Here is a 20,643-nt window from a genome sequence, read left to right as displayed (position 1 = left end):
CTATGTGTTTTTCAATAAGGCGAGATGGTCAGGCGGCCGGAAGCAGCCTGACCGGATTCTTCCCGCAATTGACGCCGGCCCCCGCGCCGGGCGGGATTTTCCAGCCGTCGGTATTTCTTTTTCATACGGACAGAATTATTTCACCCTGAATTAGTTTCTTCATTTTTGCAGATTTTTATGATGCTGATCAGTATTTCTTCAGTTCTTCTCTAATAAATCTTTAACGGTTTCTTCAAGCTTCATACCTCTTGATGCTTTAAACAGAAGGAGATCGCCGGAAGCGGCATTTTCCCGGATAGCCTCAAGCAGTTCTTTTTTATCAAGATAATGGCTGACGCGGCCCTCTTCAAAATGTTTGCGTGCTCCGTCAGCAATGAATGCGCCGAGAGTGCCGTAAGTAAACACATGGTCGATTTCCGCCGGATTGATCGCGGCCCCGCATTCTTCGTGGAATACTTTTTCTTCATCACCGAGTTCAAGCATATCACCGAGAACAAGCATTTTCTTCCGATAGCCTTTCATCGTTTCGATTAATTCAATCGCCGCTTTCATTGACGTCGGGCTCGCATTATAGGCGTCGTTTACGATTGAGATGCCGTTTTCCGTTTTGACCAGTTCCAATCTCATTCCCGTCACCTTCAGACGGCTCAGTCCCAGAGCTGCATTTTCCGGCGTAATGCCGAAATAGATGCCGGCGGCGTATGCGCCCATGGCGTTCATCACATTATGCCGGCCGAGAACGGGAATAAAGAAAGAACGATCAATACTGTCGATAGTGAAATATGTGCCTTCTTCCCCCTGCTTTATTTCTTTCAAGCGGAGATCATTGTCCGCACCTTCGCCGTATGTCGTTGTCCGGCAAGTGTACGCCTTCTCGCGCAGCAGCGGCTCATCTCCGAAATAAAACAGCACGCCGTCTTCCCGAAGTCCGTTTATAATTTCAAGTTTTGCCTCTGCAATTCCTTCTCTTGAGCCTAAATCCTGCATGTGGGATTCGCCGATATTGGTAATGACGGCCGCTTCCGGTTCAGCAAGGCGGCTCAGAAAATCAATTTCGCCTCTCGCGCTCATTCCCATTTCTAAAACGGCAATTTCCGTATCCTCAGGCATGGCAAGCACAGTCAGCGGCAGGCCGATATGGTTGTTAAAATTGCCGGCGGTTTTGTGAACGCGGTATTGAGTGCCGAGGACGGCGTGAAGCATGTCTTTTGTTGTCGTTTTTCCGTTGCTTCCGGTCACCCCGATGACCCGTGTGCCGAGCTCTTCTAAATAAGCTTTTGCCAATTTTTGCAGCGCCTCCAGCGTATCATCGACAAGGATGACAGCACGCTCTTTCGGCGGATTTGGTTCGGAGCGGTCCCACAATACGGCGGAAACGCCTTTTTCGAAGGCCTGCGGCACAAAGGTGTGGCCGTTAAAATGCTCGCCTTTTAATGGGATGAACAGCTGATTTTTTTCCAAAGTCCGCGTATCGGTTGCGGCGCCCTCTATCATTGTTTGTTCAAATACGGGATTTGTCAGTGTGCCTTTGACCATGTCGGCGATTCGTTTTACAGTTCGCTTTATCAAAGGTGGCACCTCGCTTTCTGAAAATGTTGTCTGTTACGGGAAAAGACACTGCCCCTACAGGCAGTGTCAGTCTTCATTAAAATGTATGTTTAATCAGCTGTTTCTCGGCATGGCGCTCTTTTGCCAGCTCAACCAGCTGTTCAATCAGATCACTGTAATCTACGCCGGCTTCTTTCCATAGCAGCGGGAACATGCTGAATGGCGTAAAGCCCGGCATTGTGTTCACTTCGTTAATGAGCACTTGACCGTCATTGGTCAGGAAGAAATCGGCGCGGACAAGGCCTGAGCCGTCAATCGCTTTGAAGGCTTTAATCGCCATCTCGCTGATTTCCGCGTATTGTTCATCCGTCACTTGCGCGGGAATCATTAAATCCGTGTCGCCATCTTCGTATTTCGCTTTGTAGTCGTAAAAATCGGTTTTTGGCGCGATTTCACCGACAGCGGAGCATTTCGGTTCGTCATTTCCGAGCACGCCGATTTCAATTTCTCTGCCGGCGATTCCTTCTTCCACAACAATTTTCCGGTCATACTCAAAAGCCAGTTCAAAGGCTTTTTCAAGCTCTTCACGGTTTCGGCATTTGCTGATTCCGACACTTGAACCGAGGTTCGCCGGTTTGACAAAGCACGGATACCCCAATTCCTCTTCAACCTGCTGTAAGCAGCTGTCCGGAGTCTGTTTCCAATCCTTTTTTAAGAAAGCGGCGTACTTCGCCTGCGGAAGCCCCGCTTGAGCGAACAAATGCTTCATGATGACTTTATCCATGCCCGCTGATGACGCAAGCACTCCGTTGCCGACATAAGGAACGTTCAGCAATTCAAGGAGCCCCTGGATCGTGCCGTCCTCACCGTTCGGTCCGTGGAGAAGCGGAAATACGACGTCAATCGGCGCCTTTTCATCAGCCGACGCTTCAGGAAACATTTCCCGGTTCAATGCGGAAAGAGCGAAACTTTCACCATTTTGTTCCAGCTGCAGCATTTTCACGTTGGAAACCGGTTCAGTCAGAAGCGGACCTCTTTGCCATTCTCCTTTTTCCGTGATGTAAATCGGATGTATATCAAACTTATCAGTATTAAGCGCTTTTGTTACAGCAAGTGCTGTCTGAAGCGATACATTGTGTTCAGCTGACTTTCCGCCGTACACCAATCCTAGACTTGTTTTCAATGGATATTCCCCCCACAACAATTCATCTTTACTATCTTATCATTTTCCTCAGAAAATGATCTAATTATTTTTGGGCATTCTGCATATGAAAGCATTTGTATGTAATTCCTTTTTATTTTATATTAAAATGGCATGGAAAAGGAGATGTGTCATATGAAAAAAATCAGTACAACAGAACAATTTAATGAACTTATTCAATCCGACAAGGAAATCATCGTGAAGTTTTTCGCTGACTGGTGCCCTGACTGCACGCGCATGAATATGTTCATCGGCGATATTTTGGAAGAATATAATCAAAATGATTGGTATGAATTGAACAGAGATGAGCTCCCTGAGCTTGCCGACAAATATCAGGTGATGGGCATTCCGAGCCTTCTGATCTTTAAAAACGGAGAAAAGAAAGCGCATCTTCACAGCGCAAACGCTAAAACTCCTGAAGAAGTCACTGAGTTTTTATCACAGCATATTTAATTCGTTCCGCGATCTTTGTTTATGACTTCAGGCTCTACATGGACATGGACATGAGTAACATCATGTTCATGTTTTATTGCATATTCGACCTCATCGGCTACTTCATGGCCTTCCTTCACAGACAGTCCCGGATCTACCGTAATGACCATTTCCACATGAACCGTGCTCCCCAAATACCTTGCTTTCACAACCTTCAGCCTGCTGACTTCTTTTATTTCTTTCACCGTATGTTTGTACGGCTCCAAATCTTTCAGGTCAAACCCGTCCGTCAATGAGTGGGAAGCATCTTTGAAGATGTCCCATGCCGTCTTGCAGATGATGATCCCGATCAGAAAAGCAATGACCGGATCAATCCACGGCAGATGAAACCGGGCCGTTACGACGCCTATGAACGCCCCAATACTGACATAAGCGTCAGAACGGCTGTCTTTCGCCGCCGCATGAAGCGCCGAACTTTTGATCCGATCCGCCAGACGGCTGTTGTATACATACATGCCGTACATTACAATCGCGCTTCCGAGCGCCGTCCAAGCCGCAATGAAGCTCGGCTCGGTCTCCGTACCGCTCACGACCGCCTTCGCTCCTCCGATCAGCACTTCAATACCGACCGCCATCATAATAAAAGACGCAATTAATGAAGAAATTGTTTCAGCCCTATAATGTCCGTAGGCATGATCGCTGTCCGCGGGGCGCTGGGAAATCCGGAGCCCGATCAGCACAGCCAGTGATGCGACAATATCCGTAGCATTATTTAACCCGTCCGCTCTGAGCGCTTCGGAATGATAAACAAGACCGATCACCAGTTTCACGGCGGCAAGGATGAGGTACGCAGCGATATTGAGAAGCGCGCCTTTTTCGCCCCGTTTTAAGTTTGCCGTTTGATCATTCATATAAGACGCCTCCATTCTCATTCATAGTATGGATGGAAAAGCAGAAAAATAGCAGTTTTGATCTGCCGGAAATGCAATCAATTCGACAGCATTATTCCCCGGGAAACTTTTTGTCGAAAAATTGGCGGTATTTTTCCTTTACATATGAATATTCACATTGTATACTTTCATTAACTGATAATGATTATCAATATCATTTGATAGGAGGGTAATCATGAGATCTTCTCCTCAACTCAGATCATCAGTTGAAGGACGAAAAAAGCATCTGATCCATTTGCTGATTAATAACGGAATATACAAAAAGTCGGAACGGCATTTATACGAATTATCGCTTGGAGAGCTAGAAAGCGAATATCAAATATGTAAGGAAGGTGCGGACTCATGCCGAAACGTAAAATAAAAACTTACGAACAGCTGATAAAAGAAAACAAGGCCGCCATCATGAATAATCAAAAGCTGATGAATGTGATCTATGACAGAATTGACCGCAAGCATCAAAAACGGCTTCAGCACAACAGCCATACATAAAAAGAGCCTTTTTCAGGCTCTTTTTTTATTGCTCAAATGCTTCCGCCGCTAATTTGCCGATGACCGCATCGTCCATCGGCGGGTTGTGAAGTCCCGCCCGGGCATCCCGGTAATACCGCTGAAGCGGATTATTTCGTTCCAGGCTTTTCGCGCCGGTGATTCTCATCGCTTTATCAACAATAGAAAGGGCGGCATTTGTCACAATGTGTTTTGCCGCGCCGAGCTCGCTTTTTATAAACGGACGGCGTTTTGGGTCATCATACATTTGCGCCGCCGTGAAGAGAAACTGTCTCGCTTTTAACAATTCCAGCTCCATCTCCCCGACACGCTGCTGAACGGCCGGCACGTCTTTAATCGGACCGTTCAGGCTGTTCGGCGAATATTCGGATGCAAACCGGACGGCATAGTCCCTTGCCGCTTGAGCGATGCCTAAATAAGCAGCGGGAATGTGGAGCAGCCAGCCGTTCACTTTTGCCCCTCTCGGCCCGCTGAAAAGCTCCACGAGCCGCTCGTCACTGACCATGACATGATCTAAAAGAAGATCATGGCTTCCGGTCGCCTTCATGGCAATCATATCCCATGTTTCTTCGACCGAAACGCCCGCCTGGTCTTTATGGATGAGAAAAACGCCGGTCGTTTGCTTTTCTTCAATCCATGCCGTCACCAGCATATAATCCAAAGTCAGTGAAAGGGTTGTAAAGGTTTTTCGGCCGTTCAGCACCCATTGACCGTCTTTTTTCACCGCGGAAGTGCCTGGTCTTCCCCCTCTCGTCGGGCTGCCGGTCTGCTTTTCCGTCGCTGCCCAGTTCAAGACGGCTCCCTTTTTCACTTCTTCTGCGATAAATGAAAAGACATCTTCATTCCAGCTGTTTTCTTCTCCGAGCTCTCCCATGACGGATAAATGCCAGCCGATTCCGAGAGCAACGGCCGCGTCCCCCCTAGCCAGCCGTTCCTGAAACAGCACCATATCGTAAACCGAGATGCCTGCTCCGCCGAAAGCCTCAGGTACCGTTAGCGCCGTATAACCAGCGTCCCGCAATCTTTGAATTTTCTCTGCGGGAAATCGGCCCTCTTCATCATCAAGCGCGGCTGTTTTTTGAAATTCATCTGCAAGAAGGCCGATTTTTTCCATCCATTCTCTCTGCCGTTCGTTCTGTATCCATAAAGACACTGGAATCCCCCCATTATAATTCCGATAAAGTTAATAAGTATTATAGAGATTCAAGTCTTGTTCCGCAACTGTGAGGCTGTACAAAAAAACACGCTATTCCGTAGAATAGCGCGTTCAGACTGCTTCCGGGCCGCGGTCCTGCTTGAGCCCGAGATAGATCAGCATATATGTGAGATAGCCCATCGTCATAACAAGCCCGCCAAAGAAAAAGCTTGAGAAAATCGGCTCTTCAAAAGCGGTAACTGCCGCGAGCACGATCCAGCTTGCATACAGATAGATGATGAAATAACGGAATCCCGTCTTCATTTTATATAAGAGAAACAGACCCACTGTAGAAAACAACCCCAGCGCAAGCCTGAAATAAACAAGATGTTCGAATTGGAACATGAATGAAACAAAGGAAAAACCAAGCAATAACACAATCGGTAATGCGGTAATAAAATTTCTCAAGTGAGCACCTCCGTCATTACCTTTATTATAAATCAAAATAGCATAAATTATTGATTTATCGTGATCTTTTTCACAAAAATGTCATTCCTTTACTTTACACCCGAACATCGCGTTTGCAAAAACTCCACCAAGCGACGGCTAAGAAGAAGACGATATGGATAATGATAATGCCCACGGAAAATAACGGCGTCATTCCCGCAAACAGCGGTTTCGCCCCGCTCATGTATTGCGTCAGGTCAGTATTCGCGAACAGCAGGAAGCTTCCCCATTTGTTTTGGAAGAGAGACATAATCGTCACGAGTGATTTTGCGCCGTACAGCACGATAAATGATAAAATGACAGCCGTGGCGCTGTTTCGGAATAAGGAAGAGCACAGCAATCCGAAGCATGCCATCGCAAATGCCTCAACCCAGTTCGTGCCGATTACTTTCAGCGTGTTCACGAGAAGCGTCCCTGATTCAGATGTCACCGACATACCGAAGAAAGCGATGCCGAAAAGCAGTGACAGAATATAGTACACCGCATACAGGTACAGGCTGACCAAAAATACGGTAATGAGTTTAGATATAAAAATGCGCTCCCGCTTTACCGGGCGGATTAACAAAAATTTGATCGTTTTCTTATCAAATTCAGCGGAAATGATCGTTGCCGCGATCACGATCGTTAATGCCTCGAGCAGAATATTCAGCCCGGGTGCGTACGCCATATAGCCGATGAAATTCTCGTCCGTTCCGGAGCTGATGACAAGCCGTTTAATGACAAGCGCCATAATAAACTGGAGAACGGCCATCAGAATAAGCGCCACTAATGAGACTTTTCGATTAAAGAGCTTCATATGCTCATTTGCTGTCAATTTAAACATTCGTCTCCCCCTCCTCTTGAAGCGCCGTCGTCACTTTCATGAATTCATCCTCAAGCGATTCCGCATACGGCATGATGGAATACACGAGAAAGTCTTGTCCGACGAGCGCCCGGTTTAATGCCGGGATGTCCTTCTTCGATACGGTGACAGTAATGCCCCCGCCGTTTTTCTCCGGAGCAAATTGCTGTTCGGACAGCCATTCAAATGCTTTGTCAGCCGGCTGGATGTCGATGACGGCTTTTTCCTCTTTTTCCGCAGCGCCGCGCAGGACGACCTCTGTTTTGATTTCACCTTTTTGAATGATGATGACACGGTCGCAAAGATCCTCCACTTCACGCAGTAAATGCGTCGCGAAGAGGATGCTCGTCCCCTCAAGCTCCGCGAGCTCTTTTAAATGGTTGCGGAAATCCTTCATTCCGCCGGGATCAAGCCCGTTTGTCGGTTCATCTAAAATGAGCAGCTTCGGACGGTGAAGAATGGCTTGTGCGATGCCGAGGCGCTGACGCATACCGAGGGAATACGTTTTAACTTTGTCGTGAACGGCATTTGCGAGACCGACCCGCTCGATTACTTCTTGAAGCCTGTCCTCCTTGATGTTCTTGTGCATATTGGCAAAGTGCTTCAGATTTTCCCACCCCGTCAGATATGGGTAGAATTCAGGGTTTTCTACGATTGCTCCGACAGATTCAAGCGCTTTTTCGAAATCAGCATCGTGCTGAAAACCGTTAATTGTAATCGTACCGCTGTTTTTCTTTAAAAGGCCGACGATGATTCTGATAAGTGTGGTTTTCCCCGATCCATTCGGACCGAGCAAACCGATGATCTCGCCCTGCCTGACATCCAAGCTGATGTTTTTTAAAATGTGCTTTTTGCCTATTGTTTTGTCAAGGCCTTCGATATGTAAAATCGGCTCAGTCATACAGCCTTCCTCCTTTTTCACAAAAAATAAATAGTGCCCGTACATAAGGCACTGTCTGCATTATAACATTTGTCATATATTCGTGAAGAGCGGAGCTGATGTTACGTCTTATCCGGCTCCGGTTCAGATTTTTCCATCTCTTCGTTATTGACGACATCCAGAATATCCAGCAGGAACACAAAAATCGGAATCCCGATAATCAAGCCCCAAATGCCGAAGAAATGTTCCGAGAAAATTAAAACTGTAAAGGTAAAAAAGATCGGAAGTTCCGTTTTCGCTGACATCAGTTTCGGATTAAGGAAGTAAGTCTCAATCGCATGAATGACGAAAATGACCAGTACGATGTAGATGACATACGCAGCGCCGCCCGTCGTATACGCGATGATACTGAGCGGAATGAGCGAAATCACCACACCCGCAACGGGAATGAGCCCGAGGAAAAAGACCATGATTGACAGGCCGAACAGCTGCGGAAAATGCAGAATCGCCAATGCGATCAAGGTGAGGATACAGTTCACCAGCGCGATAATAAATTGAGCTTCAAGCACTTTGCCGAACGTTCTCGCAAACTTGCTGCCGAAATAAGCAAGTTCGTAGTAAAAAACAGACAGCTTGCTGTGCTGAAATTTTTTCATAAACTCCGTGAGCCGCTTTTTCTCGAACAGGAAAAACATGCTGAGAATCAGTGACATCACGACCTGCAAACCGAAAGTGCTGATATCGGCCAAGTATGTATACAGTACATTAAATCCTTCTTTTACATAGGAACCGATATTAATATCGCCGAACACGCTCGATATTTCTTCATAAAACGGGATGACATCGGGATGATACGCGATGTGCTTGATCTGCTTAATCAGCTGTTCAATCTGCTTGGCAACAATCGGGTAAAAGACAAAGCCTCCCACAGTCGCTCCGACAGCCAGCGCAATATATAAAACGGTAATGACCACCCTCTGGCTGATCCGGAAAAAATGGTTCAACACATGCCTGATGACAGTCTCCAGCCGATCCATCAGAAAAGTAAAAATAAACGTAAGCAAAATCAAATTAATCATACTTCGGAATACAACTAACACCCCAGTCAAAACAAGAAAAACGGAAAAACGTCTGACACCCGGATGCTGAAAAAATTTAAAAATAGCCGCCATTTATACACTCCTGCTAGGACAAAAAGCCCTTAGATTTCATCTTTCACTCTCTAATTGTAAATTATATAACAAAATGACGCTAAGGTCTTTGTCCACCTCCTAATAAATTTAAACAAATTTATCTTTTTTACTCATAGCGGCCGAAAAAAAGAACGGCATGCCCGATGCATGCCGTTCCTCCCCTTTTAAACCGCCGTTTTCATTTCTTTTACGGCCTGTGTGCTTTTCACTTCGTCAAACTCATTTTCGCTCTTGGCTACGATAATGGTGGCGATTCCGTTTCCGATCAGATTGACGATCGCCCTTCCTTCACTCATAAAGCGGTCAACACCGAGGAGCAGCGCAAGCCCTTCCAGCGGGATAACCTGAAGCGCTGACAAGGTGGAGGCGAGCACGATAAATCCGCTTCCGGTTACGCCCGCCGCGCCTTTTGATGTCAGCATCAACACGAGAATGATCGTAATCTGCTGACCGATCGTAAGGTCAACGCCGAACACCTGCGCCAGAAAAACCGTCGCCATGGATAGATAAATCGAGGTGCCGTCCAGATTAAAGGAATATCCCGTCGGAATGACAAGGCCGACAACCGATTTTGAACAGCCGTAGCGCTCCATTTTATCCATCATCCGCGGCAGAACCGACTCAGAAGAGCTTGTGCCGAGAACGATGAGCAGTTCATCTTTGATAAACCGGAGATAGTTCCACAAACTGAAACCGAATATTCTGCAAATGATATTCAAAGCGACAAATACAAACAGGAACATCGTAATGTATACAGACAGCATCAGACTCGCCAGCGGCTTGATGGAATCCAGTCCGAAGTGGCCGATTGTATAGGCCATGGCCCCGAATGCGCCGATCGGCGCCGCGCGCATGATGTAGCCGATGATTTTGAAAAAGACGTGTGACAGTTTATCGAAGAAATCAATAATGCTTTTGCCTCTCTCACCCAGCGCCGCCAGACCTACCCCGAATAAAACAGAAAAGAATAAGACCTGAAGAATATCGCCTTTCGCAAAAGCGTCAACCATGTTTGACGGAACGATGTGAGTGATAAATTCAATCCAGTCAATTCCCTGTCCCCCGTTTTGCGTGTACTGAGAGACATCTCCTTTTTCAAGCTTGCTGTAATCAAGCCCTTCACCCGGCTTCATGATATTGACGACCAGAAGTCCGATAATAAGGGCGATAGTGGTTACGACCTCAAAATAAATAAATGCTTTTCCCCCGACTTTGCCGACTTTTTTCATGTCTCCCATCTTGGCGATGCCAAGCACGATCGTCAGGAATATGATCGGGGCGATAATCATTTTTACCGCATTGATAAATGTATCGCCGAGCGGTTTCATTTGTTTCCCGGCCTCAGGCCATACGAGCCCGACGATGACGCCGATGATGACCGCCGTGATGACTTGCACCGTGAGATTTTTGAAAATTTTCATCCCTACTCCCCCTTGCCTCTCGCTGCGTCTATGTACAAATGATAGCGTTTTCATGAAGAGAGGGGAAGCTTATGATCATAACGGACATTTTGGTCTTTTTGGTCTTGGCTAATGGACGAATTTGTAGCGGTTAACCGGCCGGCCCACTCCTCCGTATTGAATGTCCAGCTTTATCTGGCCGTCCTTTTCAAGGAAATCGAGATAACGCCGCGCCGTCACCCTGGCGATTCCGAGCGCTTTGGCGGCTTCTTCAGCTGAAAGCGGCTCCGTCTGCTGTTTCATATAGGTCAAAATTTCATTCATCGTAAAATGATTTAACCCCTTCGGCAGATTCCGGGACTGATTTTGCGGAATTTTAAGCAGCGCGTCAAGCTGATCCTGCGACATGGTGTCATGCTCTTCGATTTTGCGTTTATATTGTTTAAAGTTTTCGAGCGCCTGTCTCATCCGCTCCAGCTTGAACGGCTTCAAAATGTAATCGGCCGCACCGTTTTGCAGCATAAGCTGGATCGTCTCTTTGTCTTTTGCAGCCGAGACGATGATGACGTCCACTTCGAGCTTTTGTTTTCTGATTTCCTGGAGCGTTTTAATGCCGTCTTTTTTCGGCATGTACACGTCTAATATCACGAGGTCGGGGCGCAGTTCTTTTATGAGCCTGATTCCCTCGTCTCCGTTAGCGGCCGTGGCGATGACGCTGAACCCCGAAACACCGGTGATAAATTCTTTATTCACTTCCTGCACCATCGGATCATCTTCAATAAGCAGCACCTTGATGTCCATTTAATGATTCCTCCCCCTTCATCGGAAATAAAATTGAAAATGCCGTTCCCTGTCCCTGCTGTGAGTCAACTTCAATGACGCCCATCCCTTTGTCGACGATTTGTTTGACGAGGTACAATCCGTATCCCGTGCCCCCCGTTTTATTGACGGTAAACCCTTTTTCATAAAGGCGCGGGATGTGCTGATCGGAAATCCCGCTTCCGTTGTCTTCTATTAATATAGCAAGCACTTCATCATTTTGCTCGATACTGATGTCAATGTGTTTGTCCTCCGTGTCCGCTGTTTCAAATGCGCCGAATGCATTTTCTATTAAATTGCCGAGCAGGACGACGATGTCATGCTGGTCGACATGCTCCGGAAATTCCGAGAAGCTGCTGTTTTCATCAATTTTCACAGAAATGCCGAGCTCTTTTCCTCTTTTGATTTTGCTTAACAAAAGCCCCGCCGCGGCGTCATTCTGAATGGCCTGATGAAGAAATTCAGTGACGCTTTCTTGTTCTGACGATGCCTTGAAAGCGAGCTGGAGCGCTTTTTCTGATTTTCCGAGCTGAATCAGTCCCGCGATGGTGTGGAGCTTGTTCATATGTTCGTGGTTTTGGACTCTGAGCGCATCGACAAAATTTTTTACGCATGTCAGTTCTTCAGCCATTTTCGCCGCCTCCGTCCTGTCCTGGAAAATGGCGACGGCTCCGATGACCTTCTTTTTCATGACGATCGGAATTCTGCTGCTCATGATCACCTTTCCGCTGACTTGGATTTCTTCATTATATACAGCTTGGTTCCGCTCGACGATTTCAGGGAGCCGGGAATCTTTTAATACGTCCCAGATCAATCTGCCATCGGTATCTTGACTGACATTGAATATCTGCTTCGCTTTTTCATTAAAAATGGTGATGTGGTGCTGATTATCAATCGCGATGACACCCTCATTCATCGAATGAAACGTAGCGGTCCGTTCCTCATACATTCTCACGATCTCATGAGGCTCCAGCCAAAACATCTGTTTTTTGATGTGGCGGGCCAGCAAAAAGGAGCCCGCCAGTCCGAAGCCGAGCGCCAACAGAACGATAAACAGAATTTCATGCTTCAGCTGAAGAAGAATTTCACCAAAGCCCGGCAGCGTTTTACCCGCAAGGACGACACCGATCTGATTCAAATCCCGGTCTTTTACGGGATAAAAAGCGCGGACGGCGGTGCCGATCTCTCCCTTTGCTTCAGAAAAATAAATGTGCTCGGCGAACGCCGCTGCTTCGTCCTCGCCCCTTGAACGCTTTCCGATCATTGTGCTGACGGGATGTGAATAGCGGATATGATCCATATCCATGACGACGATGTAGTCCGCTTCATTGATGATCCTTATTTCTTCGACCGCATGGCGCACGTCTTCTCTCTGTTTTTTCTGCTCGAGAGCGCGTTTGACATCCGTCATCTCAGATACCGTCCGCGCGGTATTCATCAGCCGTTTTTTCAGCTCGCGCTCTTCTGTATGCTGAATATTGCCGATCAGCACGATGCCTACGATCAAAAAGGTAAAAAGCACGACGATATAAGAAAGTATGGTGATTTTCCAGCGGATGGTGAGCTTTTTTTTCGTCATTGGCCTCTTCCTTTCCGTCTCTTTACGAAACCGGCCCGCCCGATTATGCTTGTTATAGAAAATGGCGGAGGGGGTTTTCGATGAAAAGCTTGCTGACTTGTCTCAGCCTGATGGTACTCGGTATTGGAACCGCTTTATTCATCGGCTTTCATGATCGTTTCTCAACGGAAGATCCGTATTATGATGACGAACAGGAAGGCCTGAAAGATCAAATTGTTTTCAAATTCAGCCATGTCGTTGCTGAAAACACGCCTAAAGGGCGGGCAGCGAATAAGTTTGCCGACCTGGTCTATCAAAAGTCCGGCGGCACCATTAAAGTAGAGGTGTTTCCAAACGGGAGCCTCTATTCAGATAATGAAGAAATAAACGCCCTTCAAAATGGGGACGTGCAATTCATCGCTCCCTCCACCTCAAAGCTCGGATCACTCTCTCCCGAATGGGGTGTTTTGGATCTGCCATACGCGTTTACCAGCTATAAGGCCGTGCAGGAAGGCTTAAACGGCAAAATCGGCACCCGCCTGTTCGCATCTTTAGAAAAGCATCATTTGAAAGGACTGGCGTACTGGACAAACGGGTTTAAGCAGCTCACATCAAATAAAGGGCCGATCTTCACACCGGATGACTTAAAGGGACAGGCTCTCAGGATCATGCCGAGCAGTGTAATAGAGGATCAGTACCGCCTGCTTGGCGCGCAGCCGCGGCAGGATTCTTTTAATTCCACGTTTCAGCTCTTAGAAAGCAATCTCGTAGACGGAGAGGAAAATACGATTTCAAATATCTATTCTAAAAAATTTTATAATGTTCAAGATTTATTTGACAATCAGCAATCACGGATACCTCGGTTATGCCGTAATGACCGACGAGCATTTCTGGAATTCACAGACTGAAAAAACGAGAACCATCTTAACGGAGGCAATGAAAGAAACGACGGAATGGAACGAAGCCTCCGCTGAGAAAATGAATAAAGACCAGCTTGAAGAAATCAAGAAGAATTCATCCATCAATATTCACGTGCTGACGAAAGCGGAAAAGAAAAAATGGATGAAACGTCTCGACCCGGTTTACGGGCAATATGAGCAGGTGATCGGCCGCGGGCTTGTGGAAGATCTGTTATCCTTGCGCCGCGATCCTTAGCAGGACCAATACGCCCATCTCCGTTTCATCCCTTTTCCTGACGGGGAAGTAAGTAGGGACAAATAAAAAAAGGAGATGGAGACATGTTTACACATACGAAAAAACTGCAGCATCCGGCCAAACCGGATCGTCCTGACCCGCTGTTCGCAAAAAAGATGCAGGAAATCTTAGGCGGGCAATACGGGGAAATATCCGTCGCCATGCAATATTTGTTTCAGGGCTGGAATACACGCGGCAATGAAAAATATAAAGATCTCCTGATGGACACCGCGACGGAAGAAATCGGCCATGTTGAAATGATCGCGACGATGATTGCGAGACTGTTAGAAGATGCTCCGCTGGCAGAGCAGGAAAAAGCGGCTGATGATCCGGTCATCGGGTCCATTTTAGGCGGCATGAACCCGCACCATGCCATTGTCTCAGGGCTCGGCGCAATGCCGGAGAGCAGCACGGGCGTTCCGTGGAGCGCAGGCTATATCGTCGCAAGCGGAAACCTCTTGGCAGACTTCCGCGCCAATCTGAACGCCGAATCACAAGGAAGGCTTCAAGTCGCACGCCTGTATGAAATGACCGATGATAAAGGTGTGAAAGATATGCTCAGCTTCCTGCTGGCGCGTGACACGATGCACCAAAACCAATGGCTTGCGGCTATTAAAGAATTAGAGGCACAGGAAGGCCCGATCGTTCCTTCCACATTCCCGAAGGCGCTGGAAAAACAGTCATTCTCCCATAAGCTTATTCATTTCTCAGACGGCGGAGAAAGCGCTGAACAGAATTGGCTGCAGGAAAAAGCGCCGGACGGCGAACCGTTCGAATACGAAAAAGAACCGAAAGCGCACGGCGAAATAGCTAAGCTGGATCCTGTCCCGCCTTATGTCCACAACACGCTTCCCGGACGAAAATAAAAAAGCCCTCTAAAAGGGCTTTTTTTATGTGCGCACAACTGTCCAATCAGGTTCGTATCGGATGTCCGGATGATGTAACAGCCCGTGAATGAAAGGTTCATCCTCTTCGTACAGCATCACTTCTATTGAAAGAATCGCAGCCTTCTGCTCGTTTTCTTCGTATATGCGGTCATGTTCGTTCTCCATAAAATGATCATAGGCCTGTCTGTTCTCCCAAACACTGATGATCTCTGCGATGAACAGACCGTCTGCGTTTTTCCGCCAGCCGCCGGCCTGTTTGACGAAGCCATTTACACGTGATAATGCTCCCCACCGTGACTGTGCTTGCGCAAATACTTCAGCGTTTGCAACGTCTGTTTCACATACAATCTTTTTGATCAGCATGGCAGTCCCTCTGTGATGACTGTTTTCGCATGCGTATGCTCGACACAAAGATTCACGGTTCTGACGTATGAGCGTGTACGGTGAATAGTGCCTTTCGGGATGAGCAGGCTGTCATTTGCTTTGAGCACTGCAGTTTCTTTGTCCTTAAAATCGATCAGAAGCTCACCTTCAAGAACAATGAACCATTCATCTGAGTCAGGGTGATGGTGCCAGTCATATTCTCCCGTAAACACTGCGAGGCGCACACAGTGGTCATTGATCTCCGCGATTGAAAAATTGTCGTGTTTTTCTTTGACTTTATTGGCGATGGCGAGTAAATTTTGCATTTCAGACACGAGTGAAAACTCCTTTTTTCATTTATTGTACCGCAACGCCGGCCCAGAACAAGATTTTCCCAAAATAAAAAGCGATCCAGCTGATGCGCCGGATCGCTTTTGATCTGCAGGTTGTCTGCCTTTTATGCTTTTATTAGCTGCTGCGTCTGTTTCCGCCTTTTTGGCCGATTTCCTTATAAAATTCTTTGTCATGATTTTTGCTTGTGGCTTCTCCGCCTTTTTCACCGATTTCCTGATAGAATTCTTTGTCGTGATTTTTGCTTGTGGCTTCTCCGCCTTTTTCACCGATTTCCTGATAGAATTCTTTGTCGTGATTTTTGCTTGTGGCTTCTCCGCCTTTTTGACCAATTTCCTGATAGAATTCTTTGTCATGGTTATTGCTTGTAGCTTGTCCGCCTTTTTTACCTGCTTCTTCTCTGCTCATTTTGTTTTCTTGTGCCATTTTTGAATTCCTCCTTTAATTGGTGTTGGTTGTTGGTTTCCCGATTTCAGAACTCATAAACAAAGAAAACACATTGAATGTGTTTTCGGGTGGTTTTTTATCATTCTATATCTTTCAGGCGTTTTAGAATCCGGCGCTTTTTATAAAGCATGATGCCTGTTTCCGCAATACTTTCTAAAGCTGAACGGTTGGCGGAGGCGCCGAAGACGATGCCTGCGGCCGGAACCATTTGCAGCAGTTTTTTCGCGGCGAACGTGTCGCGGTAGCTGTAAACGACTTCCCGCCAGCCTTGAATTTGCGAGGCAATGCGCTGATAGGTTTGGTCGTTTTGATCATATTGCTGTAAATCCCGCAGGATTGCTTTTTTTCCGATGACGTCACTGGATGCCAGCTGGAGCAATTTGATGATAAACACTCGTTCTTTTTTGTCTTTCGGATCAAAGCCGTAGGCAATCGCGATGTCCTGCAGCGTCTTTAAGGACAGACCGAGCATCGCCGGAATATCTGCCGCAAGCGTAAACACGCCGCCGACTCCCGTTGCGGCTCCCTGCACCGTGGCGGTCTTTACGCTTGTGCGCGCTATGGCTTCTGCGATTTCATCCATGACAGCAAGCGGCGCATTCCGGATATCGTGAAGCGTTTGACATGTGCCGTGCGGCAGCCGTTTCTGAAACTTTTTGATAATGCGCTTTTCTGATGTGAGATACTGTCCGCCTGACTGAATAAACGTTCCCGTTTCATCGAGAATGCGTCCGATTTTCCTCTGAATAAATTGAGGTGTCAGCTTGTCCAAAAGCTGAAACGGCAGGCGGGTGAGCGTTTTCCAGAACATCACCCTCTGCTGCGCCTTTTCCCATTTTTGAATGTCTTTCAATTGTCTTTCCAGGTCTGCCCGTTCTTCTGTCACCCGTCCTGCACGTCCTTTCTGAATTCTTTCTTCATAGTATACCTTTATGGTGTTTTCTTACCCGACCGGGTTTTTTAGCCGGAAAACATTCCGTTGTTTAATTTTCTTTAAATTCTATATATTGGATTTATTTGAGTTTAGCGATCATTTTTGAAGTAATGGGTACGGTCAGCATGAAATTATCAAATGGATTTACAAAACTTGTCCCAAGTATTTTATTGTTATTGTTTTATATCGGCAGCCTTTGTTTTCTTACTTTGACTTTGAAATATATAAGTGTCTGGATCGCGTATGCGGTTTGGTCGGGAATGGGGATCGTACTGATTTCCTTGATCGGAATTTTTTTCTTTCATGAACAGTTCTCTGTCATAAAAGCTGTCGCTGTTCTTCTCATCATCATCGGTGTCGTTTCCTTAAACTTTATTTCTGAAAGTGAAACGTCATCAAACCGCATCAGCGTTCATACGGACAGAAACAGATGATGAAAGGGTTAAAGGTTCTCTTCCTCATTACAGATATTGGATTTATCGTTTATTGGATTGTTACTTTTTTTGAGTGGATTCCAAAAAACATGGTGTTTAAAGACTATGATAACGCCATGATCATGGCCTGGAACTGGTCATTCTTTCCCTTAGATATTTTCATTTCGATAACCGGGCTGTACAGCTTGTTTCTTTATAAACGGAAACATGCGTTATGGCGCCCTTTCGCATTAATATCACTTGTGCTGACCTTTTGTTCAGGCCTGCAAGCGATTGCCTTTTGGGTATTTATCGGTGATTTTGATCTGATGTGGTGGGCATTCAATCTGTATTTGCTTCTTTATCCTTTATATTTTATTCGGAAATTGCTGGTCTCTCGTAAAAATAGCTGTCATTCTTTTTGATGAGGCGGTTTTCTTTTTCTTCAGGCGGGAAACACATTTCATAAAGGAGTGATAGACATGCCTTGGTCTATGAAAGATTATCCGCAATCATTAAAGAATCTTGAGAAACCCGTGAGGAAAAAAGCGATCGAAATCGCGAATGCGATGTTGGATGAGGGTTATGAAGAAGGACGGGCCATCCCCATTGCGACAAGTCAGGCGAAAGAGTGGAAAAAAAACGCTTCTAAGGAAGAAATCGATCAGCTGATGAAACACGATGATGAAACGAAACGCGGAAATTGAATCGGAATAAAGGAAAAACCCCGCTCTCAAGAGAACGAGGTTTTTCTGATTATAAACCGTAATAATAAGACAGAGTGGTGACTGAAACAAAGCCTGTCGCTCCTGCATACGTGACTTTCAGCCATTTATCAGAGTTGGTGTAGTGACCTTGTACATATTCTCCGGTTACCCAAGTACCTGTAATTGTTTTACCGCTTGAGAATGTTGTAATCGTTGAACAGCTGACCTTTGAGCATGAGCGCATGTTAGCACCGTAAATACCGACTGTTCCCCCGCTTGCTAAAATGGAAACGTCCGGTTCAGCTTTAGGTGTAAAAGTTGCAGCTGAGGCAGAACCGCCAAAAGCGAATAAAGAAACAGCAAAAATCATAGCTAAAGAAAAGACCGACAAACGACGTACCAAGAAAATTCCCACTCTTTTATCATATGGCTGGAAAGCTTTCCTGACGTTATTATACTTTTTTGCCAGGAAGACTGAAATAAGTCTAATGCTCCAACTTCATTTCCGCGCAAATGATAAAACCTTTCTTTGTTTTGATAAATAACTGTGGTTTATTGGTCCTGAATCACTTATATACCGCGGATTCAAACGTTTATTCAGAGAAGCAGAGGTTTTGCCGGAGGTCATTTGAATGGTACAGAAAGGTTTTATCTTCCAAAGGAAAGATTCATTATTATTCTATTTACCCGGCACACGGAGGCAATGTGCCGGCATTTTCTCCATTCAGTGCCGGCGATCGGAAGGTTCTAAGGTTTTATGGGCAAGTGTACTCTTTCACCTTTTTAAAGAACGCTCAAAGGATCCGCGCATGGAGGAACATCGTTTGAAAACGGCATCGTTTCTATTCCGAAACGATGTCTTTTGCATTTTCGGACCTTTCTCGGGCGGGATACATATCATAGATAAAACGGGGAAAAAATGTACTGGTTATTGAACATAAAGAGCTTGACAACTCATAATAGCGGATTTATGATGTAGATAAAATAATTTGCATCTAGGAAACTTTTTGTTATTTAGCTAAAAATCTATCGGAATTTAGGTGAGACATAATGAGCAAAGACATCTCAGCACAATCACTGCAATCAAAAGCCGTTCAGGATGCACTTGACGGCAAAAGCAAGGGATTCAAGCGGCTTCTGCCTTTTTTAGGTCCCGCATTTATCGCGGCGATTGCCTACATTGATCCGGGAAACTTCGCTACGAATATCTCAGCTGGTTCGAAATACGGGTATATGCTGTTGTGGGTCATTCTCTTTTCAAACTTGATGGCTTTTTTAATTCAAGTCCTTTCCGCGAAGCTCGGCATCGCCACGGGTAAAAACCTTCCGGAAATCGCCAGAGACCGGTATCCGAAATGGGTATCCGCCGGGTTGTGGATACAGGGTGAACTGGTGATTATGGCGACTGATCTGGCTGAGTTTATCGGAGCGGCCCTCGGGCTCAATCTGCTGTTCGGCATACCGATGATTGAAGCGGCCATTATCGCGGCGATCGGATCATTCGCGATTTTAGAGCTTCAGCGCCGGGGTTACCGGGCGCTGGAAGCGGGCATTGCCGGACTTCTGTTTGTCGTGGTGATCGCCTTCGCCCTGCAAACCTTCTTTGCCAAGCCTGACGCCGCTTCCGTACTCGAAGGGCTGTTCATCCCGAAAATCGATGGAATGGACAGTGTGCTTCTTGCAACCGGGATACTCGGTGCAACCGTGATGCCGCACGCCATTTACTTACATTCCGCCCTGACGCAGCGCCGTGTCGTCGGAAAAACGGATAACGAGCGGAAAAAGATTTTTAAATTCGAGACGATTGACATTCTCATCGCGATGGTAATCGCAGGGGCGATTAACGCAAGCATGCTGATTGTCGCGGCCGCTCTTTTCTTCAAGAACGGACTGTATGTGGAGGATTTAGACGTGGCTTATCAGCAATTCGGCCACTTTATCGGGCCGGCTTCAGCAATTCTCTTCGGGATCGGACTGCTGGCCGCAGGGCTTTCAAGCTCTTCTGTCGGCACATTGTCAGGCGATATTATCATGCAGGGCTTCATCCGTTACCGTATCCCGCTTTATTTGCGGCGTTTCATTACCATCATTCCTCCGATGATCATCATTATCTCAGGAATCAACGCCACAGAAGCGCTCGTATGGAGCCAGGTTGTTCTTTCATTCGGCATCGCCTTTGCGCTTGTGCCGCTGATTATGTTTACAAGCAACAAACGCCTGATGGGCGTCCTGACGAACCGAAAATGGGTTACGGCTCTCGCCTGGCTGATTGCGGTTTTGGTGATCGCGCTTAATCTGTTTGTGATTTACGATTCATTCCGTTAGAAAAACCGGCCCATCTCGGCCGGTTTTTCTTTTGGCCGTCGGCTCTCGTTC

Annotated in this window: 21 protein-coding genes and 4 pseudogenes; 9 read left to right on the top strand and 16 right to left on the bottom strand. The window is 46.5% G+C overall.

What is annotated here, in order from left to right:
• Positions 1 to 198: 198 nt before the first annotated feature.
• Both BAMF_RS22595 and BAMF_RS22590 read right to left on the bottom strand, forming a co-directional pair.
• Positions 199 to 1,569, bottom strand: a complete 1,371-nt coding sequence (locus BAMF_RS22595; protein ID WP_013351088.1) for a UDP-N-acetylmuramoyl-tripeptide--D-alanyl-D-alanine ligase — start codon at positions 1,567 to 1,569, stop codon at positions 199 to 201.
• Positions 1,570 to 1,645: 76 nt separating this feature from the next.
• On the bottom strand, positions 1,646 to 2,731 hold the full coding sequence (locus BAMF_RS22590; RefSeq protein ID WP_013351087.1) for a D-alanine--D-alanine ligase: 1,086 nt from the start codon (positions 2,729 to 2,731) through the stop codon (positions 1,646 to 1,648).
• Between the two features lie 153 nt (positions 2,732 to 2,884).
• Here BAMF_RS22590 and BAMF_RS22585 point away from each other — a divergent pair, with 153 nt between their 5' ends.
• The gene (locus BAMF_RS22585) at positions 2,885 to 3,202 is read left to right on the top strand and encodes a thioredoxin family protein (RefSeq protein ID WP_003156200.1); all 318 of its coding nucleotides are present in this window, start codon (positions 2,885 to 2,887) and stop codon (positions 3,200 to 3,202) included.
• Here BAMF_RS22585 and BAMF_RS22580 read toward each other — a convergent pair.
• The gene (locus BAMF_RS22580; protein ID WP_013351086.1) at positions 3,199 to 4,092 is read right to left on the bottom strand and encodes a cation diffusion facilitator family transporter; all 894 of its coding nucleotides are present in this window, start codon (positions 4,090 to 4,092) and stop codon (positions 3,199 to 3,201) included. The two genes, BAMF_RS22585 and BAMF_RS22580, sit on opposite strands and share 4 nt — an antisense overlap.
• A gap of 214 nt (positions 4,093 to 4,306) precedes the next feature.
• On the opposite strand from BAMF_RS22580, the pseudogene BAMF_RS22575 reads away from it, so the two are divergent.
• A pseudogene (locus tag BAMF_RS22575) lies at positions 4,307 to 4,487 on the top strand (Fur-regulated basic protein FbpA).
• Positions 4,474 to 4,620 (top strand): Fur-regulated basic protein FbpB, encoded by a 147-nt coding sequence (fbpB, locus tag BAMF_RS40535; protein WP_013351084.1) that lies wholly within the window; start codon positions 4,474 to 4,476, stop codon positions 4,618 to 4,620. The pseudogene BAMF_RS22575 and the gene fbpB overlap by 14 nt, the downstream one beginning before the upstream one ends.
• A 25-nt stretch (positions 4,621 to 4,645) precedes the next feature.
• On the opposite strand, the gene BAMF_RS22570 is transcribed toward fbpB, so the two are convergent.
• The 8 genes from BAMF_RS22570 to BAMF_RS22535 all read right to left on the bottom strand — a co-directional run bounded on the left by BAMF_RS22570 (position 4,646) and on the right by BAMF_RS22535 (position 12,992).
• Positions 4,646 to 5,791 carry an acyl-CoA dehydrogenase family protein gene (locus BAMF_RS22570; protein ID WP_013351083.1) on the bottom strand — a complete coding sequence of 382 codons (1,146 nt, stop codon included), beginning with the start codon at positions 5,789 to 5,791 and terminating at the stop codon, positions 4,646 to 4,648.
• A gap of 114 nt (positions 5,792 to 5,905) precedes the next feature.
• Positions 5,906 to 6,241: a hypothetical protein gene (locus BAMF_RS22565; protein ID WP_003156210.1), complete on the bottom strand. Its 336-nt coding sequence runs from the start codon at positions 6,239 to 6,241 to the stop codon at positions 5,906 to 5,908.
• 94 nt (positions 6,242 to 6,335) lie between these two features.
• A complete protein-coding gene (locus BAMF_RS22560) occupies positions 6,336 to 7,076 on the bottom strand; it encodes an ABC transporter permease (protein WP_088030670.1) in 741 nt (246 codons plus the stop codon).
• 19 nt (positions 7,077 to 7,095) lie between these two features.
• A complete protein-coding gene (locus tag BAMF_RS22555) occupies positions 7,096 to 8,022 on the bottom strand; it encodes an ABC transporter ATP-binding protein (RefSeq protein ID WP_013351081.1) in 927 nt (308 codons plus the stop codon).
• Positions 8,023 to 8,123: 101 nt separating this feature from the next.
• A complete protein-coding gene (locus BAMF_RS22550) occupies positions 8,124 to 9,173 on the bottom strand; it encodes an AI-2E family transporter (protein ID WP_013351080.1) in 1,050 nt (349 codons plus the stop codon).
• A gap of 185 nt (positions 9,174 to 9,358) precedes the next feature.
• Positions 9,359 to 10,615, bottom strand: coding sequence for a C4-dicarboxylate transporter DctP (gene dctP / locus BAMF_RS22545; RefSeq protein ID WP_014469777.1), 1,257 nt, complete (start codon positions 10,613 to 10,615; stop codon positions 9,359 to 9,361).
• 108 nt (positions 10,616 to 10,723) lie between these two features.
• Positions 10,724 to 11,395 (bottom strand): response regulator, encoded by a 672-nt coding sequence (locus tag BAMF_RS22540; protein WP_013351078.1) that lies wholly within the window; start codon positions 11,393 to 11,395, stop codon positions 10,724 to 10,726.
• A complete protein-coding gene (locus BAMF_RS22535) occupies positions 11,370 to 12,992 on the bottom strand; it encodes an ATP-binding protein (RefSeq protein ID WP_013351077.1) in 1,623 nt (540 codons plus the stop codon). The genes BAMF_RS22540 and BAMF_RS22535 overlap by 26 nt, the downstream gene beginning before the upstream one ends.
• 80 nt (positions 12,993 to 13,072) lie before the next feature.
• Between BAMF_RS22535 and BAMF_RS22530 the strand changes: the two are divergent.
• Positions 13,073 to 14,126: pseudogene (locus tag BAMF_RS22530) on the top strand (TRAP transporter substrate-binding protein).
• 83 nt (positions 14,127 to 14,209) lie between these two features.
• Complete coding sequence (locus BAMF_RS22525; protein ID WP_013351075.1) at positions 14,210 to 15,031, top strand: manganese catalase; 822 nt, start codon at positions 14,210 to 14,212, stop codon at positions 15,029 to 15,031.
• Between the two features lie 24 nt (positions 15,032 to 15,055).
• On the opposite strand, the gene BAMF_RS22520 is transcribed toward BAMF_RS22525, so the two are convergent.
• From BAMF_RS22520 to BAMF_RS22505, 4 genes and pseudogenes are all read right to left on the bottom strand, one after another.
• Positions 15,056 to 15,415, bottom strand: a complete 360-nt coding sequence (locus BAMF_RS22520; protein ID WP_013351074.1) for a YdbC family protein — start codon at positions 15,413 to 15,415, stop codon at positions 15,056 to 15,058.
• On the bottom strand, positions 15,409 to 15,750 hold the full coding sequence (locus BAMF_RS22515) for a cupin domain-containing protein (RefSeq protein WP_013351073.1): 342 nt from the start codon (positions 15,748 to 15,750) through the stop codon (positions 15,409 to 15,411). Before BAMF_RS22515 ends, BAMF_RS22520 begins: the two co-directional genes overlap by 7 nt.
• Positions 15,751 to 15,889: 139 nt before the next feature.
• A pseudogene (gene gsiB, locus BAMF_RS22510) lies at positions 15,890 to 16,192 on the bottom strand (glucose starvation-inducible protein GsiB); the annotation flags it as partial.
• 100 nt (positions 16,193 to 16,292) lie between these two features.
• The gene (locus tag BAMF_RS22505) at positions 16,293 to 17,099 is read right to left on the bottom strand and encodes an EcsC family protein (protein WP_013351071.1); all 807 of its coding nucleotides are present in this window, start codon (positions 17,097 to 17,099) and stop codon (positions 16,293 to 16,295) included.
• Positions 17,100 to 17,215: 116 nt separating this feature from the next.
• On the opposite strand from BAMF_RS22505, the gene BAMF_RS22500 reads away from it, so the two are divergent.
• The 3 genes and pseudogenes from BAMF_RS22500 to BAMF_RS22490 all read left to right on the top strand — a co-directional run.
• On the top strand, positions 17,216 to 17,581 hold the full coding sequence (locus BAMF_RS22500; RefSeq protein ID WP_041481596.1) for a DMT family transporter: 366 nt from the start codon (positions 17,216 to 17,218) through the stop codon (positions 17,579 to 17,581).
• On the top strand, positions 17,578 to 17,985 hold the full coding sequence (locus BAMF_RS22495) for a DUF5360 family protein (protein WP_012116851.1): 408 nt from the start codon (positions 17,578 to 17,580) through the stop codon (positions 17,983 to 17,985). The genes BAMF_RS22500 and BAMF_RS22495 overlap by 4 nt, the downstream gene beginning before the upstream one ends.
• 57 nt (positions 17,986 to 18,042) lie before the next feature.
• Positions 18,043 to 18,258: pseudogene (locus tag BAMF_RS22490) on the top strand (DUF2188 domain-containing protein); the annotation flags it as partial.
• A gap of 58 nt (positions 18,259 to 18,316) precedes the next feature.
• Here the strand turns inward: BAMF_RS22490 and BAMF_RS22485 are convergent.
• Complete coding sequence (locus BAMF_RS22485; protein WP_041481595.1) at positions 18,317 to 18,670, bottom strand: antifungal polypeptide; 354 nt, start codon at positions 18,668 to 18,670, stop codon at positions 18,317 to 18,319.
• Between the two features lie 644 nt (positions 18,671 to 19,314).
• Between BAMF_RS22485 and BAMF_RS22475 the strand changes: the two genes are divergently transcribed.
• Positions 19,315 to 20,592: an Nramp family divalent metal transporter gene (locus BAMF_RS22475; RefSeq protein WP_088030479.1), complete on the top strand. Its 1,278-nt coding sequence runs from the start codon at positions 19,315 to 19,317 to the stop codon at positions 20,590 to 20,592.
• The last annotated feature ends 51 nt before the right edge of the window (positions 20,593 to 20,643 follow it).

Source organism: Bacillus amyloliquefaciens DSM 7 = ATCC 23350 (genome assembly GCF_000196735.1).
Classification (GTDB): Bacteria; Bacillota; Bacilli; order Bacillales; family Bacillaceae; genus Bacillus; species Bacillus amyloliquefaciens.
The sequence above is the reverse complement of the archived record's forward strand: the minus strand, read 5'-3'. Positions and strand labels throughout refer to the sequence as shown.

Excerpts from the sequence above, each read along its gene's own strand:
- BAMF_RS22585 (WP_003156200.1), top strand. The coding sequence starts at position 2,885 with ATGAAAAAAATCAGTACAACAGAACAATTTAATGAACTTATTCAATCC.
- BAMF_RS22580 (WP_013351086.1), bottom strand. The coding sequence starts at position 4,092 with ATGAATGATCAAACGGCAAACTTAAAACGGGGCGAAAAAGGCGCGCTT.
- fbpB (WP_013351084.1), top strand. The coding sequence starts at position 4,474 with ATGCCGAAACGTAAAATAAAAACTTACGAACAGCTGATAAAAGAAAAC.
- BAMF_RS22560 (WP_088030670.1), bottom strand. The coding sequence starts at position 7,076 with ATGAAGCTCTTTAATCGAAAAGTCTCATTAGTGGCGCTTATTCTGATG.
- BAMF_RS22555 (WP_013351081.1), bottom strand. The coding sequence starts at position 8,022 with ATGACTGAGCCGATTTTACATATCGAAGGCCTTGACAAAACAATAGGC.
- BAMF_RS22550 (WP_013351080.1), bottom strand. The coding sequence starts at position 9,173 with ATGGCGGCTATTTTTAAATTTTTTCAGCATCCGGGTGTCAGACGTTTT.
- dctP (WP_014469777.1), bottom strand. The coding sequence starts at position 10,615 with ATGAAAATTTTCAAAAATCTCACGGTGCAAGTCATCACGGCGGTCATC.
- BAMF_RS22540 (WP_013351078.1), bottom strand. The coding sequence starts at position 11,395 with ATGGACATCAAGGTGCTGCTTATTGAAGATGATCCGATGGTGCAGGAA.
- BAMF_RS22535 (WP_013351077.1), bottom strand. The coding sequence starts at position 12,992 with ATGACGAAAAAAAAGCTCACCATCCGCTGGAAAATCACCATACTTTCT.
- BAMF_RS22525 (WP_013351075.1), top strand. The coding sequence starts at position 14,210 with ATGTTTACACATACGAAAAAACTGCAGCATCCGGCCAAACCGGATCGT.
- BAMF_RS22520 (WP_013351074.1), bottom strand. The coding sequence starts at position 15,415 with ATGCTGATCAAAAAGATTGTATGTGAAACAGACGTTGCAAACGCTGAA.
- BAMF_RS22495 (WP_012116851.1), top strand. The coding sequence starts at position 17,578 with ATGATGAAAGGGTTAAAGGTTCTCTTCCTCATTACAGATATTGGATTT.